This window comes from Hyphobacterium indicum (assembly GCF_003129605.1).
In the GTDB taxonomy this organism is placed as follows: Bacteria; Pseudomonadota; Alphaproteobacteria; order Caulobacterales; family Maricaulaceae; genus Hyphobacterium; species Hyphobacterium indicum.
The window spans coordinates 161,233-174,689 of record NZ_QBDX01000004.1; the positions used below are offsets into that span (position 1 = coordinate 161,233).

The window sequence follows — 13,457 nt, forward strand, 5'->3', positions numbered from 1 at the left end:
GCATCCATGACCGCGCCTGTATTATCCGGAGAGGATCCCGCTGCCATTCGCGCAGCCGCCAGCCTGTTGCGGGACGGCGGGCTCGTCGCCATGCCCACCGAGACCGTCTATGGCCTCGCCGCAGATGCCACCAGCGGCGCTGCCGTCGCGGCGCTCTATGCCGCCAAGGGGCGCCCGAAATTCAATCCGCTGATTGCCCACGTCACCGGAACCGGCATGGCCGAAGCGCTGGCCGTCTTCACCCCGCTGGCGCGCAAGCTCGCGGCGGCCTTCTGGCCCGGCCCGCTGACCCTGGTTTTGCCGCGCACAACAGACTGCCCGGTCAGCGAGCTGGCCTGCGCCGGGCTGGAGACCCTGGCCGTGCGGGCGCCCGCTCATCCCGTGGCGCAAGCGCTGATTCAGGCATTCGGCGGTCCGCTCGTCGCCCCCAGCGCCAATCCGTCCGGCGGCGTCAGCCCCACACAGGCCGGGCATGTCGCCGCGGGTCTGGGTGAACGCATCGGCCTGATCCTGGATGGCGGCCCCTGCCGGGTCGGGGTCGAATCAACGGTGATCGGTTTTGACGGCAACACACCGCTTCTTTTGCGGAAGGGCGGGCTGGCACGCGAAGCCATCGAGGCCATCACCGGCCCGCTTTCCGCACCGGATGCCGCCTCGCCGAAAGCCTCCCCGGGCATGCTGCAAAGCCATTACGCGCCGCGCGCCCGCCTCCGCCTGAATGCCGTCGCGCCGGAAAAAGGGGAAGCCTTTCTCGGATTTGGCACCAGCAAAATCGCGGACCGCAACCTGTCGCCTGACGGCGATCTGCAGGAAGCCGCCGCCAATCTGTTCGCTTTCCTGCGGGAACTGGATGCCGGCGCTGTTGCCGGCATTGCCGTCGCGCCGATTCCCGATGAAGGTCTGGGCGAAGCCATCAATGACCGCCTGCAACGCGCCGCCGCGCCGAGAGACATCGCATGATCACCGGACAAACCCTTGATGCCCTGAAATCTGCCCTCGGCCCGAAGGGCTGGAGCACGGACCCGGAGGATATGGCAGCGCATACGCGCGACTGGCGCGGGCGCTGGCAGGGCGAAACGCCAATCCTGCTGAAACCGGCCAGCACGGCCGAGACTGCCGAAGCGGTCCGGATCTGCGCGGAGGCCGGAACCGCTATCACCCCTCAGGGCGGGAATACCGGACTGGTCGGCGGGTCGATTCCGCAGGGCGAGGTGCTGATTTCGATGGCACGCATGAAACAGGTTCGGGAGGTCGATACCGCAAACGATTCCCTCACCGTCGAGGCCGGCTGTATTCTGGAAACCGTCCAGACGCTGGCAGCGGAAAATGACCGCCTGTTTCCGCTCAGCCTCGGCTCGCAAGGGTCAGCCACGATTGGCGGGCTGATCTCGACCAATGCCGGCGGCGTCCATGTCTTGCGCTATGGCATGATGCGCGATCTGGTCCTCGGCATTGAAGCGGTCCTGCCCGATGGCCGGATCTGGAATGGCTTGCGCGGATTGCGCAAGGACAATTCCGGTTATGATCTCAAACAGATCTTTATCGGCGCAGAAGGCACGCTGGGGATTGTCACGGCGGCCACGCTGAAACTTTTCCCGCGCCCGTCTGAAATGACGGTCGCCTTTGCCGGCATTCCCTCACCGTCGGCAGCCGTTGAGCTCCTCGGCATCGCCAAGGCCGCCTCCGGCGGAACGCTGTCGGCGCTGGAAATCATTCCGCGCAATGCGCTTGATCTGGTGCTCAGACACATACCCGGCAGCCGCGACCCTCTGGCCGCTTCCCACCCCTGGTATGTCCTGCTGGAAATCGGCGCGGGCCGGATGGGTGAGGGCCGCGCTGCCATGGAAGCGGCGCTGGAGACCGGTCTGGAACGCGGCCTGGTCGAAGACGCCGTCATTGCCGAAAGCGAAGCGCAGGCGCAGGCCCTGTGGCAATTGCGCGAACCCATTGCGGAAGCCGAAAAAGCCCATGGCAAGGCAGCCAAGCATGACGTGTCCATCCCGGTCTCGAAAATCGCCGCCTTTATCGCCGACGGCACACGTGTAGCAGAGCGCATGCTGGACAGCGCCGAGGTCATCGCTTTCGGCCATGTTGGCGACGGCAATGTCCATTTCAATGTCATGCAGAAGGCCGAAGGGGCCGGCGAGGACTTCGTCGCTGCCTGCCGTCCGGTGACCGAAGCCATCTATGATCTCGTCCAGACCTATGGTGGCTCCATCGCCGCCGAACACGGCGTGGGAACACTGAAAAGCGGCGATCTGGCCCGCCACCGCCCGCTGGAGGTCGAGATGATGAAATCCATCAAATCCGCCCTCGATCCACGCGGGATCATGAATCCCCGCGTCCTCATTCCGAACGGCTGAGACACGGCCCTTTAAACCCGCGCCGCATCAGCCTAAATCTTCGATCAAGGAGATTGCCATGCTTGTTTTACTATCGCCCGCAAAGCTGATGAATTTCGACGACGTCCCGGCCCCGGACGTCACGCAGCCGGAACTCATGGACCGGGCGGCCACGCTGTCAAAGACCACACGCAATCTGACGCGGGCACAGATCCAGCAGATGATGGGCCTGTCGGATGATCTGGCGCAGCTCAATTACGAACGTTTCAAGGCTTTCGACCCCGAAAACAGGAGCGGCAAGCCGGCCATTCTGACCTTTGCCGGGGACGTCTATCGCGGGCTCGAGGCCCCGGACCTCTCGCAGGAGGATCTTGTCTGGGCGCAGGATCATGTCCGCATTCTGTCGGGCTTATACGGCATTTTGCGTCCGCTGGACCGTATCCAGCCCTATCGCCTGGAAATGGGCACGAAAGTTCACACACGGCGCGGCGAGACGCTCTATGATTACTGGGGTAGCGACATTGCCGGGGTGCTCAATACTGCGCTGGGCCGGACACCTACGCGCACCATCATCAATCTGGCCTCGAACGAATATTTCAGGGCGGTCGATAAAAAGACGCTGAACGCCGATATTATCGACGTCGCCTTCAAGGAAGAAAAGGACGGCAAGTCACGGCCGCTCTTCATGTTCACCAAGCAGGCGCGCGGCAAGATGGCGCGCTGGATCATCGACAACCGGATCGACGACCCGCAACGCCTGAGTGCCTTCGATATCGATGGCTACCGCTTCGACAAAGCCGCTTCCACAAAAGGAAAGCTGGAGTTTTCGCGGCCACAGCCTGCGCCCAAGGCTGCAAGGAAAGCGGCCTGATCCCTGAATCTTGAAATGGTGCGATGCAACAAGTCCTGCTAAGGGCAGTGTATGAGCACGATTCAGACAGACCTGTCCGGACAGACCGCGATCATTACCGGATCCACCAGCGGCATTGGCGCGGCCCTGGCCGAAGGCCTCGCCGCCTGTGGCGCCAACATCATCCTCAATGGCCTGGGTGATACGGCCGACATCGAAGCCCTGCGGGCGCAGATGGCCGCCACACATGGCGTCGAGGTCCGCTATCACCCGGCCAACATGCTCAAGACGGACGAAATTGCGGATCTGATCGGATTTGCCGGCACCGAATTCGGCCGTCTCGACATTCTGGTCAACAATGCCGGCATCCAGCATGTCGCGAAGATCGAGGATTTTCCCGCCGGCAAGTGGGACGCGATCATCGCCATAAACCTGTCTTCCGCCTTTCATGCCATCAAGGCGGCAATTCCCGTCATGAAAGCGCAGGGACGGGGCCGCATCCTCAACATCGCCTCGGCACACGGCCTCGTCGCCTCCCCCTTCAAATCCGCCTATGTCGCCGCCAAGCACGGCATTGTCGGCCTGACCAAGACGGTGGCGCTGGAAGTCGCGGAATGCAGCATCACGGCCAATGCCATCTGCCCGGGCTATGTCCGCACACCGCTGGTTGACGGTCAGATCGCCGACACCGCAAAGGCGCGCGGCATCAGCGAGGAAGAGGTCGTGCGTGACGTGATGCTGAAAGCCCAACCGACCAAGAAATTCGTTGAATATGACGAGCTCGTCGGGCTGATGCTCTATCTTGCCTCGGATGCGGGCGCATCCTGCAATGGGGCCGCTTTCCCGGTCGAAGGCGGCTGGACCGCCGCTTGATTGACTGCTCTGAGCGCCTTCAAACGCACGGCCTTTCCCGGATCGCTGCCGGATTTACCTATGCTCGAACTCTGCCGCCCCAACCAATCGTCTTTTGGTATTAATCCGGGAACGGTTTTCGGAACCCCGGGTGAACAATCGCAAACCATCGAAGTCGCTCTTGTAAAAACGCTTGAATGGTATCATTAATGATATTAAATTAAACGCCGTGAAGCGGATAGACAAGACCCTGAACCAAATGAAATCCGCACCGGAGAACGTGCGTTTTTCAGATTTGGCGGCGGTGTGCGCACACTACTTTGGTGAGCCACGTCAGAAGGGAACCAGTCATCACGTTTACAAGACGCCATGGCCTGGCGACCCGCGTGTGAATATCCAGAAAGCCAGGAACGGGAAGGCAAAAACCTACCAGGTGAAACAGGTGCTCGCCGCGGTCAAAAAGCTGAACGAGCAACAGAAGAAGCGAAAAGAACAACGCAGGGAGAAGGGCGATGGTTGACCATAAACAATATGCATATCGGGTCATCTGGTCCGACGAAGATGCTGAATTCGTCGGACTTTGCGCCGAGTTTCCGAGCTTGTCGCATCTGGCACCGAACCAATCTGACGCGCTCGAAGGTATCGTCACCCTCGTCGGAGAAATTGTGGCGGATATGGCTGCGAATGGTGAAGCTGTACCGGAACCGCTAAGCGGAAAGCGGTATAGTGGAAAATTTCAGGTTAGAGTGCCGCCCGAACAGCACCGGAACCTGGCCATTAAGGCCGCCGAACAAGGAATAAGCCTGAACAGGCTCGTTTCATCGCTTCTGACGGCGTAGTCGACTCAATTCACAGGCTTAAGCCGCGGCCACGTTCAGCGTTCCATCAGGCGCGGGCGCCGCCATTTCCAGTAGCATTTGAGGGTCGGCTTCGGGATCGAGCCAGACTTTCTGTGCCTCACCCTCCAGTATTACCGGCATCCGGTCATGATAATCGGCGGTTTCGGCATTCGGCGTGGTCGTCAGCACCGTAAAGGTCAGCTGCTTCTGGCCATCGCCGCGATTCCGCGCCTCCCACAGGCCGGCAAAAATCAGAAGTGAGCCATCGGTTTTCGAAAACCGCCATTTGGTTTTCGCGCCCGGCTTGCCGCTCCATTCATAGAACGCCATGGCCGGGACAAGCGCCCGCTTGCGCCTGAAGGCGGAGCGGAACATCGGCTTGTCCGCCACGGTCTCGGCCCGCGCATTGAACATGGGCCGGGCCGGCTTTTCCGTCATCCAGGACGGCTCCAGCCCCCAGCGCATCAGCACGACTTTGGTCCGACCATCCTGACCAACGGCAATGACGGGGCCGGTGTCGCCGGGTGAAAAATCCGCATCCCGCACAAAGTCCGGAACCTCCAGCCCCAGCATCTCGCTCAGCGTCTTTGGGTCGACCTCTATGTCATAGCGTCCGCACATGGGGTGTTCCCGCATCGATTCCGGTCTAGCTTGGCGCGGGAAGTTCCAGCGTCAAGGACCGGATATGAGCGAGAAAAGACGGCCTCTGGCATGCGTGGGCGTGGTCTGCCGCCGCGGTGACGAAGTCCTGCTCGTCAGGCGCGGGCGCGAGCCATTGAAAGGCAAATGGTCCATCCCTGGCGGCAAGATGGAATTCGGGGAGACGGCGAAAGAGGCCGCCTTGCGCGAGTTGCAGGAGGAGACCGGCATCACCGCCCGCATCACGCGGCTGATTGATGTCGTCGATTCCATTATGGAAGATCAGCATTACGTGCTGATCGATTTCGAGGCCGAATGGATCAGCGGCGAACCGGTGGCGGCAGATGATGCAGAGGCGGCGGAATTCGTTCCCGTGAAAGAAGCGCTTCAACGTGTCAGCTGGGATCGCACCCGCAAGGTGATCACGCCCGCCTAGACCTCGCCGCAATCCTTTGCCAAAGAGAATTCATGCGCTGGATCTTGATCCTCTTTCTGACATTTACGCCACCGGTTTTTGCGCAGCAAAAGCCGGGCATTGCCGTGGCCAATGAAGCCGCTCAGGACACCGAAGCCAGCGCTGATCCGTTCCGCGATCCCGGCCGCACCCTGCCCTATCTCGCCTATACGCTGGGGCAATTGCACTATCTGGCCTACGCCTGTGAGGGCGATGACACGCAGGAATGGCGCAACCGTATGATCGAACTCCTGCGACTGGAAGCGCCGCTCAGCGGCTATCGCCGCGAACGCCTGATCGACGCCTTCAATGACGGCTATCAGGTCGAACAGCAGGCGCGCATCCGTTGCGGTGTGGAAGCAGAGGCGGAACGGCGCAATCTGGCCCGCCGCGGCGCGCAGATGAGCCAGGCCCTGCTCAACGAAGTGCTGGATTAGCCGTAATAGTCACCCTCGGCGGCCCGCAGCTTGGATTCCTCCTTGTGTGGCGGGAAGACTTCCAGCTTCACATGCTGGCGGCGATTGGTTGAAATCACGAAGAAGCGCTTCTCCGGGTAGTCCATCTTGCATTCCAGCATTGCCGAGGTGATCAGGTCCACATTCTTGGGATCATCATCGGACATGCCGAAACTGTGGGGCAGGTCCCGGCCATAGCCATCCAGCCCGCGTTCGACACACATGCGGATCGCCTTGCGCTTCAGGCCGGCTGTCGTCAGATGCGCGCCAAGCTCGGTCCGCACCTCGGGATTGGACACTCCGAAGACCGCTACATAGAGCGGTTCCTCGGGTAGCTCTCCCGCCTCCTTCAGGATCGCAATGCCCTGCTTGATCGTATCGGCGGAATGCTGGCGCGCCGTCACGAAGGCAACGGGCCGCTTTCTCAGCACGGCGTAACGGAAAATGTCCCAGGACGGGCCTTTCCAGCCCTCCCCGGCCTTGAGCGCGCGGCGGATATCGCGGTGGAGATATTCCTCGCCATTGCGGTCCTTGCCATCGGCAAATTCACGAAAGGCGCGCTCCGGCGGCGCGGCCCAGTCTTCCCAATCCCCCGCCACGCCAAGATAGGCGCGTATGCCCTCGAATTCGCGCTGCGACATCGACATTTCTTCGCCGGTGACGGTGTTCAGCAAATGCACCTTGGTCGGCAGGTGCAGGATGTTTTCGTCGATATCGAAGAAGTAAAAGCTCGTCCGCTCCGTCATCAGGCAGCTTCCTCCGGCAGGGTTTCCATGAACCGGACCGGCGCGCCCTTGCCCTGCACCAGCAATTCATCGTCACGCATGATGGTCTGACCGCGCACTATGGTGGCCATCGGCCAGGCCTTGGCGGTCATGCCGGTAAAGGGCGACCAGCCGCACTTCGAGGCCACCCAGTCCTCGGTGATCTCACGCCGTGCCTTCAGGTCGACAATGGTGAAATCGGCATCCCAGCCAACCGCCATGCGGCCCTTGTTGGCAATGGCAAAGACCCGCTGCGCGCCATGGCTGGTCAGATCAATGAACCGTTCGAGGCTGAGCCGCCCGTCTACGACATGGGTCAGCATCACCGGCACCAGGGTCTGGACGCCGGGCATCCCCGCCGGGCTTTGCGGGTAGGGCCGGGCCTTTTCCTCGCGCGTGTGCGGCGCATGATCCGAGCCGAGGACATCGAACAATCCCTGATCCACCCCTTTCCAGAGGCCCGCGACATGGTCCGCGTCGCGGATGGGCGGGTTCATCTGGGCAAAGCCCTTCAGGCGCTCATACGCTTCCGGTGCAACCAGTGTCAGATGCTGCGGCGTCACTTCGCAACTGGCGATGTCGCGATTCTCCTGCAGAATATCGACCTCTTCCCTGGTCGAGATGTGCAATACGTGGATCCGCTTTCCCGTCGCGCGGGCAATGCGGAGCAGGCGTTTGGTTGACATGATCGCCGCTTCCGCATCGCGGACTTCCGGGTGACTGGTCCAGTCCCCGTCCCGGGCCAGCTTGCGCCGGTCAGCCAGACGGTATTCATCCTCGGAATGAAAGGCCGCCCGTCGCTTGATCGCCCTGAGCACCCGTTCCACCCCGGCATCATCCTGCACCAGGAGGGAGCCGGTCGAAGCGCCCATGAAGACTTTCACGCCGCAACAGCCCGGCATCTGCTCCATGACCGTCAGATCTGCGGCATTCTCGTTCGTGGCACCGGCATAAAAGGCATGGTCGCAATGCATGCGCCCCTTTGCCCGCTTCAGCTTGTCGGTGAGCGCATCCGGATCCGTCGTGGCCGGTTCGGTATTCGGCATTTCAAATACGGTGGTTACGCCGCCCATCACGGCTGCCAGTGAGCCCGATTGCAGGTCCTCTTTCCACTCCATGCCCGGTTCACGGAAATGAACCTGGCTATCAATGACGCCCGGCAGCACGGTCAGGCCGGAGGCATCAAACACCTCGCCGGCATCGGCTTGCGACAGATCGCCCATCTTGGCGATCTTGCCGCCGATGACGCCGATATCGGCTTTGCCGCGTCCGGCATGATTGGCAACATCACCATTGCGGATAATCAGATCATAGGTCTGGGTCATGTCTCTTCCGTTCGTTCCAGGAGTCGCTTCGACGCTTCGAGCACGGCGTCAATACTCAGATCTTCCAGCAGGCTGGAAGGGTGGTGGCGCCAGTCCGGAAACTGCTTCTTCGTCTCTTCCAGCCCGCGCGGCCCGCGTACCGTGGCACACTGTTCGCCATACGGACCATACAGGATTTCGTCCGAAGGGCCGAATAATCCGAGCGTCGGCGTTCCCATGGCGGCCGACATGTGCATCAGGCCGGAATCATTGCCGATAAACAGCCGCGCGCGTTCGACAACGGCCGCGACATCGGAAAGATAGAGCTTGCCCGTCAAGTCCAGCACACCCTTGTCCGGCAAGGCATTGCGGATCGGCTCAGCGTGCGCTTCATCGCCCGGCCCGCCCACGATCACCACACCCGCGCCGGCCATCGCTCCGCCGGGAGACACCAGCGCCTTGACCACTTCGGCAAAATGCGTGGCTGGCCACATTTTGAAGGGCAGGCTGGCAGAGGGGCAGACCGTCAGCCAGTCCCGCCCCGGCGGCATCCAGCCCAGCGCGCGTTCGCGGGCATCATCGGTCAGATAGATTCTCGGCGCTGGCGGCGGATCCAGCCGCAACACACCGGCCGCTTCACGCACCTTGTGCATTTTGACCCTGGTGCTTTTCAACACCCGTCGCTGATCTGCCAGTAACAGATAGGCAATGGCCGACCCGCGCAAATCCACGATCAGATCCCAGCGCCGCGTCACGACCCGCCGCCAAAGCCCGAACCAGTGAAGGCCGAACGGCTTCTTGCGCACCACGATCAGACGCTCCAGGCCGGGCGTGTTTTCCAGTACCGGCTGGGCGAGCGGGCCACAGGCAATGGTGATTTTTGCGTCCGGCCATTGCCGGACCAGATAATCGAGAACGCCGGAATTGATCACGGCGTCGCCAATGCGGGTGGAGGTGATGAACAGAATGCGCTTCATCGCCAGCGATTTAAACCATGCCTTCCCCCTTGGCCAGCACAACCGGCAATGCCATATGGCGGTGATGAGCCATTCCCCTGCCCACCTTTCTGACCGCCGTGCCATCGTCATTCGCGGCCCGGACTCGCGCGATTTTCTTCAGCGCGTGATCACAACCGATATGAAAATCTGCGAGCCGGGGACCATCCAGACCGGGGCATTGTTGACACCGCAGGGCAAGGTGCTCTGCGACTTCCTGATTCACGGCGAGGCCGATGGCGTGATCCTGGACGTGCCCGCCAGCGCTGCCGAAAGCCTCGTCAAGCGCCTGTCACTCTACCGCTTGCGCGCCAAAGCCGACATTTTGCTCGACGGCAACGCCTTGGTCGTGACCGGCACCGGGGCGCCGGACCCGCGATGCTCCGCCCTGCCGCTCCGCGCCATCGCCTCCGGCACGCCCGGCCAGGACGGCGCACAGAACCAGTCTGACATCGAGATCACGCACGGCGTTCCGGCCTTCGGCCGGGATTACGGGGAGGCAGAGGTCTTCCCGACCGACGTCAATCTTGATCTCTATGGCGGCATTGGCTGGAAAAAGGGATGCTTCATCGGCCAGGAAGTCCTCTCCCGCATGAAGCGCCGCGGGACGATCCGCAAGCGCACCGTAACGCTTGCCTCGGCGGACCGGGACATGGCCGTCGGCGACACCATAGTGGCGGGCGGAATTCCGCTGGGCGCCATCACCTCCACCACCGGAAAAACCGCCCTTGCCACCATCCGGCTGGACCGGCTGGAAGCGGCAACAGAGCCACCGGCGATAGACAGCGATCCGGTCATCATCACGCTGCCGCCACAACTGGCTGACTGAATTCCCCCACTCGCCAAGGGGGCAGGCGCGGTCTAAAGCGGGAGCATGACGGCTACTCAGTTGACGCGCTGCCCCTGGGCACCGGATCATGACCCGCTCTATGCGGCCTACCATGATGCCGAATGGGGCGTTCCGGAATACGATTCGCGCGCCCTCTGGGAAAAGCTCGTGCTTGACGGCATGCAGGCAGGGCTGGCCTGGATCACCATCTTGCGCAAACGCGAGACGATCCGCGAAGCCTTTGATCATTTCGATCCTGTAAAAGTGGCCGCCTATGGTGATGCCGACATGGACCGCCTGTTGGCCAATCCGGGCATCATCCGGTCTGGCGCCAAGATCAATGCCGCCATTGGCGGAGCCCGCATCTTTCTGGATATGGACGAACGGGGCGAGGACTTCTCCGAATACCTCTGGTCCTTCACGGGAGGAAAGCCCCTTCAGAATGACTGGCAGAGCATGGCGGAAGTGCCCGCAAAAACGCCTCTGAGCGAAGCCATCGCCAAAGACCTGAAGAAGCGGGGTTTCAAATTCTGCGGACCTGTTATCGTTTATGCCTTCATGCAGGCCGTTGGCATGGTCAATGATCACCTGGCCGCCTGCCCGCGCCATCCGGTGGTTCGGAAAATGGGAGAAAGCTGATGTTTCGCGGATTGATTGCCATACTATCCCTGACGGCGCTTGCCGGATGTTCCACCCTCAACTGGCCGCCCGAGCGCGATGAAGACGATCTGACCGCGCAGGAACTGGGCGAGGTTGATTGCCGGCTCGCCCGCCCGTCGGATCCGGCAGGCCGCGGCGAATGGGTCTGCGAGAATCCCCGCACCGGCGAGATCGAACGTCAAACCGAAAACCCGGTATTCGGAAACGAATAGCGCCGAAACGGAACGGACATTTTCCATGATAAATGCGGTCATCCGCTCTTCCGGTCTCTGGACCCCGCCCGACAGTGTCAGCAATGATGAACTGGTGGCCTGCTACAATGCCTGGGTCGAGAAATGGAATGGCGAGAATGCCGATGCCATTGCCGCAGGAACTGTCGAGCCCAAATCGCCCTCCTCATCCGGCTTCATCGAGAAGGCGTCCGGCATCCGGTCGCGCTATTCGATCGACAAGGCCGGCGTGCTCGACATTGACCGCATGCGCCCTGAAGTGCGCCGCCGGGACGATTCGGAAATCTCGGTCATGGCGGAAGCCGGTCTGGCCGCGGCCCGTGAAGCGCTGGAGCGCGCCGGGCGGGACCCGAAGGATATCGACGGCGTCATCTGCTCGGCCACGACCATGCAGCGCACCTATCCCTGCATCGCCATCGAGATTCAGCACGCGCTGGGCATTGACGGTTTCGGCTATGACATGAGCGTGGCCTGCTCGTCCGGCACATTCGGCCTGATCAATGCCATCAATGCCATCCGCATCGGACAGGCCAATTCCATCCTTCTGGTGACACCGGAAATCACCACGCCGCAACTGAATTTCCGCGACCGCGACAGCCATTTCATCTTTGGTGATGTCGCCGTCGCGCTGCTGATCGAGCGGGATGACATGTCGGAGGATGGCTGGGCCATTCTCGATACCCGCATGAAGACGGTCTATTCCAATAATATCCGTTCGAATTTCGGATTCCTGAATGCCTGCGAGAGCCCGGAACCGGCCTTCGAAGACCGCTATTTCACGCAGGAAGGCCGCCGCGTCTTCAAGGAAGTCTGCCCCTTGGTCGCCGAATTGATCCTCGATCAGCTGGCGGCCAATGACCTGTCGGCGGCGGATATGAAGCGGTTGTGGCTGCACCAGGCCAATATCAACATGAACATGATGATCGCCCGGAAAGTGTTCGACCGGGAGTTCACCGTTGAAGAAGCGCCTGTCATACTCGATGAATTCGCCAATACCGCGGGTGCCGGCTCCCTCGTGGCATTTCACCGGCATGCAGACGGTTTTACGGCAGGCGAAAAAGGTCTCCTGTGTTCCTTCGGCGCAGGATATTCGATAGGCTCTGTGATCGTGGAGAAACGAGCGGCATGAGAGATTGCGTCATTCGATCGGTCGGCTGGACCGTGCCGGAAGCCAGTATTTCCAATGAGGAGCTGGTTGAGATATTCAACGCCTATGCGGACCGGTTCAACGCCGAAAACGCCGAGGCGATTGCGGCCGGGTCCCTCGCAGCCATTCCCCATTCCAGCGAAAAATTCATCGAACAGGCGTCCGGCATTCTCAATCGCCATGTCGTCGACAAGGCCGGCCTGATGGATATTGACCGGATGCGCCCGCGCATTCCGCACCGTGAAAAGGATGCCCTCGCCTTCCAGGCCGAATTCGGTCTTTCAGCCGCAAAAAAGGCGCTGGAGAAGGCGGGCCGCACGGCTGCGGACCTTGATGGCGTGATCGTCGCCTCCTCGGCGCAGCAACGCAATTTTCCCGGGGTTTCTGTTGAAATCCAGAATGCGCTGGGCATGACACGCGGCTGGGCCTTCGACATGACCATGGCGTGTGCGGCAGCGATCTTTGCCATGCAGCAGGCGCGTGAACTGATCCGCACGGGCCAGGCCGAGGCCATTCTGATCGTTTGCCCGGAAATCATGAGTGCCATCAATCATTACCGCCGCCGCGAGGTTCATTTCATCTTTGGCGATGCAGCTGCTGCAGTATTGCTGGAGGCGGGTGACCGTGAGCCGGGGGGGTGGGAATTACAGGGCGTGCGGCTGGAAACAAAATGGTCGAACGCATTGCGGTCCGATTTCGGCTTCATGAACCACACCGAATTCGAGGACGATGAGCCGTTTGAAGCCTTCGTCGATCAGGATGGCCACCGCGTTTTCCGGGATGTCATCCCCATGGCCTCCGGCGTATCGTCGAAACTGATTGCGGACCTCGGCTATCAGCCACATGACATCCGCCGCGCCTGGCTGCACCAGGCCAATATCCGCATTGTTCAGGCGGTGGCCAAGAAAGCCCTCGACCGCGAACCGACGGCCGATGTCGCGCCCATCATCCTGAACGAGTACGGCAACACGTCGTCATCCAGCGTGCTGATGACCTTCGGTATGCACTCCGACGATATGGCCGCCGGCGAACGGGGACTCATGTGTGCCTTCGGCGCCGGTTATGGCTGTGGCGCGGCCATAATCCAGAAAAGATAG

Annotated in this window: 17 protein-coding genes; 13 read left to right on the top strand and 4 right to left on the bottom strand. The window is 61.3% G+C overall.

Features of this window, described 5'->3' with window-relative positions:
- The first annotated feature begins 6 nt into the window (after nucleotides 1-6).
- The 6 genes from DBR16_RS08755 (at nucleotide 7) to DBR16_RS08780 (ending at nucleotide 4,883) form a co-directional block, all read left to right on the top strand.
- The gene (locus tag DBR16_RS08755) at nucleotides 7-960 is read left to right on the top strand and encodes an L-threonylcarbamoyladenylate synthase (protein WP_109260889.1); all 954 of its coding nucleotides are present in this window, start codon (nucleotides 7-9) and stop codon (nucleotides 958-960) included.
- The gene (locus DBR16_RS08760; protein ID WP_109260890.1) at nucleotides 957-2,363 is read left to right on the top strand and encodes an FAD-binding oxidoreductase; all 1,407 of its coding nucleotides are present in this window, start codon (nucleotides 957-959) and stop codon (nucleotides 2,361-2,363) included. Before DBR16_RS08755 ends, DBR16_RS08760 begins: the two co-directional genes overlap by 4 nt.
- 58 nt (nucleotides 2,364-2,421) lie before the next feature.
- Nucleotides 2,422-3,213: a peroxide stress protein YaaA gene (gene yaaA, locus DBR16_RS08765; protein ID WP_109260891.1), complete on the top strand. Its 792-nt coding sequence runs from the start codon at nucleotides 2,422-2,424 to the stop codon at nucleotides 3,211-3,213.
- Between the two features lie 51 nt (nucleotides 3,214-3,264).
- A complete protein-coding gene (locus tag DBR16_RS08770) occupies nucleotides 3,265-4,065 on the top strand; it encodes a 3-hydroxybutyrate dehydrogenase (RefSeq protein WP_109260892.1) in 801 nt (266 codons plus the stop codon).
- 238 nt (nucleotides 4,066-4,303) lie between these two features.
- The gene (locus tag DBR16_RS08775) at nucleotides 4,304-4,564 is read left to right on the top strand and encodes a toxin HicA (protein ID WP_109261811.1); all 261 of its coding nucleotides are present in this window, start codon (nucleotides 4,304-4,306) and stop codon (nucleotides 4,562-4,564) included.
- Nucleotides 4,557-4,883: a type II toxin-antitoxin system HicB family antitoxin gene (locus DBR16_RS08780; RefSeq protein WP_109260893.1), complete on the top strand. Its 327-nt coding sequence runs from the start codon at nucleotides 4,557-4,559 to the stop codon at nucleotides 4,881-4,883. The genes DBR16_RS08775 and DBR16_RS08780 overlap by 8 nt, the downstream gene beginning before the upstream one ends.
- Nucleotides 4,884-4,901: 18 nt before the next feature.
- On the opposite strand, the gene DBR16_RS08785 is transcribed toward DBR16_RS08780, so the two are convergent.
- On the bottom strand, nucleotides 4,902-5,504 hold the full coding sequence (locus DBR16_RS08785) for an SOS response-associated peptidase (RefSeq protein ID WP_161539451.1): 603 nt from the start codon (nucleotides 5,502-5,504) through the stop codon (nucleotides 4,902-4,904).
- A 64-nt stretch (nucleotides 5,505-5,568) separates the two neighbouring features.
- On the opposite strand from DBR16_RS08785, the gene DBR16_RS08790 reads away from it, so the two are divergent.
- Together DBR16_RS08790 and DBR16_RS08795 are read left to right on the top strand one after the other, a co-directional pair.
- Nucleotides 5,569-5,958: an NUDIX hydrolase gene (locus tag DBR16_RS08790; protein ID WP_109260895.1), complete on the top strand. Its 390-nt coding sequence runs from the start codon at nucleotides 5,569-5,571 to the stop codon at nucleotides 5,956-5,958.
- A 32-nt stretch (nucleotides 5,959-5,990) separates the two neighbouring features.
- Nucleotides 5,991-6,413 carry a TIGR02301 family protein gene (locus DBR16_RS08795; RefSeq protein ID WP_109260896.1) on the top strand — a complete coding sequence of 141 codons (423 nt, stop codon included), beginning with the start codon at nucleotides 5,991-5,993 and terminating at the stop codon, nucleotides 6,411-6,413.
- Here the strand turns inward: DBR16_RS08795 and DBR16_RS08800 are convergent.
- The 3 genes from DBR16_RS08800 to DBR16_RS08810 are packed head-to-tail and all read right to left on the bottom strand — an operon-like array spanning nucleotide 6,410 to nucleotide 9,476.
- On the bottom strand, nucleotides 6,410-7,177 hold the full coding sequence (locus tag DBR16_RS08800) for a type 1 periplasmic-binding domain-containing protein (RefSeq protein ID WP_109260897.1): 768 nt from the start codon (nucleotides 7,175-7,177) through the stop codon (nucleotides 6,410-6,412). The genes DBR16_RS08795 and DBR16_RS08800 overlap by 4 nt on opposite strands.
- On the bottom strand, nucleotides 7,177-8,520 hold the full coding sequence (locus DBR16_RS08805) for a dihydroorotase (protein WP_109260898.1): 1,344 nt from the start codon (nucleotides 8,518-8,520) through the stop codon (nucleotides 7,177-7,179). The genes DBR16_RS08800 and DBR16_RS08805 overlap by 1 nt, the downstream gene beginning before the upstream one ends.
- On the bottom strand, nucleotides 8,517-9,476 hold the full coding sequence (locus DBR16_RS08810; RefSeq protein WP_161539452.1) for a glycosyltransferase family 9 protein: 960 nt from the start codon (nucleotides 9,474-9,476) through the stop codon (nucleotides 8,517-8,519). Before DBR16_RS08810 ends, DBR16_RS08805 begins: the two co-directional genes overlap by 4 nt.
- Between DBR16_RS08810 and ygfZ the strand changes: the two genes are divergently transcribed.
- The 5 genes from ygfZ to DBR16_RS08840 are packed head-to-tail and all read left to right on the top strand — an operon-like array spanning nucleotide 9,457 to nucleotide 13,457.
- On the top strand, nucleotides 9,457-10,323 hold the full coding sequence (gene ygfZ / locus DBR16_RS13890) for a CAF17-like 4Fe-4S cluster assembly/insertion protein YgfZ (protein ID WP_161539453.1): 867 nt from the start codon (nucleotides 9,457-9,459) through the stop codon (nucleotides 10,321-10,323). The two genes, DBR16_RS08810 and ygfZ, sit on opposite strands and share 20 nt — an antisense overlap.
- Before the next feature lie 45 nt (nucleotides 10,324-10,368).
- Complete coding sequence (locus DBR16_RS08825) at nucleotides 10,369-10,962, top strand: DNA-3-methyladenine glycosylase I (protein ID WP_109260901.1); 594 nt, start codon at nucleotides 10,369-10,371, stop codon at nucleotides 10,960-10,962.
- Entirely contained in the window at nucleotides 10,962-11,195 is a 234-nt protein-coding gene (locus DBR16_RS08830; protein WP_109260902.1) for a hypothetical protein, read from the top strand. The genes DBR16_RS08825 and DBR16_RS08830 overlap by 1 nt, the downstream gene beginning before the upstream one ends.
- A gap of 25 nt (nucleotides 11,196-11,220) precedes the next feature.
- On the top strand, nucleotides 11,221-12,342 hold the full coding sequence (locus DBR16_RS08835; RefSeq protein ID WP_109260903.1) for a beta-ketoacyl-ACP synthase III: 1,122 nt from the start codon (nucleotides 11,221-11,223) through the stop codon (nucleotides 12,340-12,342).
- A complete protein-coding gene (locus DBR16_RS08840; RefSeq protein WP_109260904.1) occupies nucleotides 12,339-13,457 on the top strand; it encodes a beta-ketoacyl-ACP synthase III in 1,119 nt (372 codons plus the stop codon). Before DBR16_RS08835 ends, DBR16_RS08840 begins: the two co-directional genes overlap by 4 nt.

Excerpts from the sequence above, each read along its gene's own strand:
- DBR16_RS08830 (WP_109260902.1), top strand. The coding sequence starts at position 10,962 with ATGTTTCGCGGATTGATTGCCATACTATCCCTGACGGCGCTTGCCGGA.
- DBR16_RS08825 (WP_109260901.1), top strand. The coding sequence starts at position 10,369 with ATGACGGCTACTCAGTTGACGCGCTGCCCCTGGGCACCGGATCATGAC.
- DBR16_RS08755 (WP_109260889.1), top strand. The coding sequence starts at position 7 with ATGACCGCGCCTGTATTATCCGGAGAGGATCCCGCTGCCATTCGCGCA.
- DBR16_RS08835 (WP_109260903.1), top strand. The coding sequence starts at position 11,221 with ATGATAAATGCGGTCATCCGCTCTTCCGGTCTCTGGACCCCGCCCGAC.
- ygfZ (WP_161539453.1), top strand. The coding sequence starts at position 9,457 with ATGAACAGAATGCGCTTCATCGCCAGCGATTTAAACCATGCCTTCCCC.
- DBR16_RS08785 (WP_161539451.1), bottom strand. The coding sequence starts at position 5,504 with ATGTGCGGACGCTATGACATAGAGGTCGACCCAAAGACGCTGAGCGAG.
- DBR16_RS08795 (WP_109260896.1), top strand. The coding sequence starts at position 5,991 with ATGCGCTGGATCTTGATCCTCTTTCTGACATTTACGCCACCGGTTTTT.
- DBR16_RS08780 (WP_109260893.1), top strand. The coding sequence starts at position 4,557 with ATGGTTGACCATAAACAATATGCATATCGGGTCATCTGGTCCGACGAA.
- DBR16_RS08760 (WP_109260890.1), top strand. The coding sequence starts at position 957 with ATGATCACCGGACAAACCCTTGATGCCCTGAAATCTGCCCTCGGCCCG.
- DBR16_RS08800 (WP_109260897.1), bottom strand. The coding sequence starts at position 7,177 with ATGACGGAGCGGACGAGCTTTTACTTCTTCGATATCGACGAAAACATC.
- DBR16_RS08810 (WP_161539452.1), bottom strand. The coding sequence starts at position 9,476 with ATGAAGCGCATTCTGTTCATCACCTCCACCCGCATTGGCGACGCCGTG.
- yaaA (WP_109260891.1), top strand. The coding sequence starts at position 2,422 with ATGCTTGTTTTACTATCGCCCGCAAAGCTGATGAATTTCGACGACGTC.
- DBR16_RS08805 (WP_109260898.1), bottom strand. The coding sequence starts at position 8,520 with ATGACCCAGACCTATGATCTGATTATCCGCAATGGTGATGTTGCCAAT.
- DBR16_RS08840 (WP_109260904.1), top strand. The coding sequence starts at position 12,339 with ATGAGAGATTGCGTCATTCGATCGGTCGGCTGGACCGTGCCGGAAGCC.
- DBR16_RS08790 (WP_109260895.1), top strand. The coding sequence starts at position 5,569 with ATGAGCGAGAAAAGACGGCCTCTGGCATGCGTGGGCGTGGTCTGCCGC.
- DBR16_RS08775 (WP_109261811.1), top strand. The coding sequence starts at position 4,304 with ATGAAATCCGCACCGGAGAACGTGCGTTTTTCAGATTTGGCGGCGGTG.
- DBR16_RS08770 (WP_109260892.1), top strand. The coding sequence starts at position 3,265 with ATGAGCACGATTCAGACAGACCTGTCCGGACAGACCGCGATCATTACC.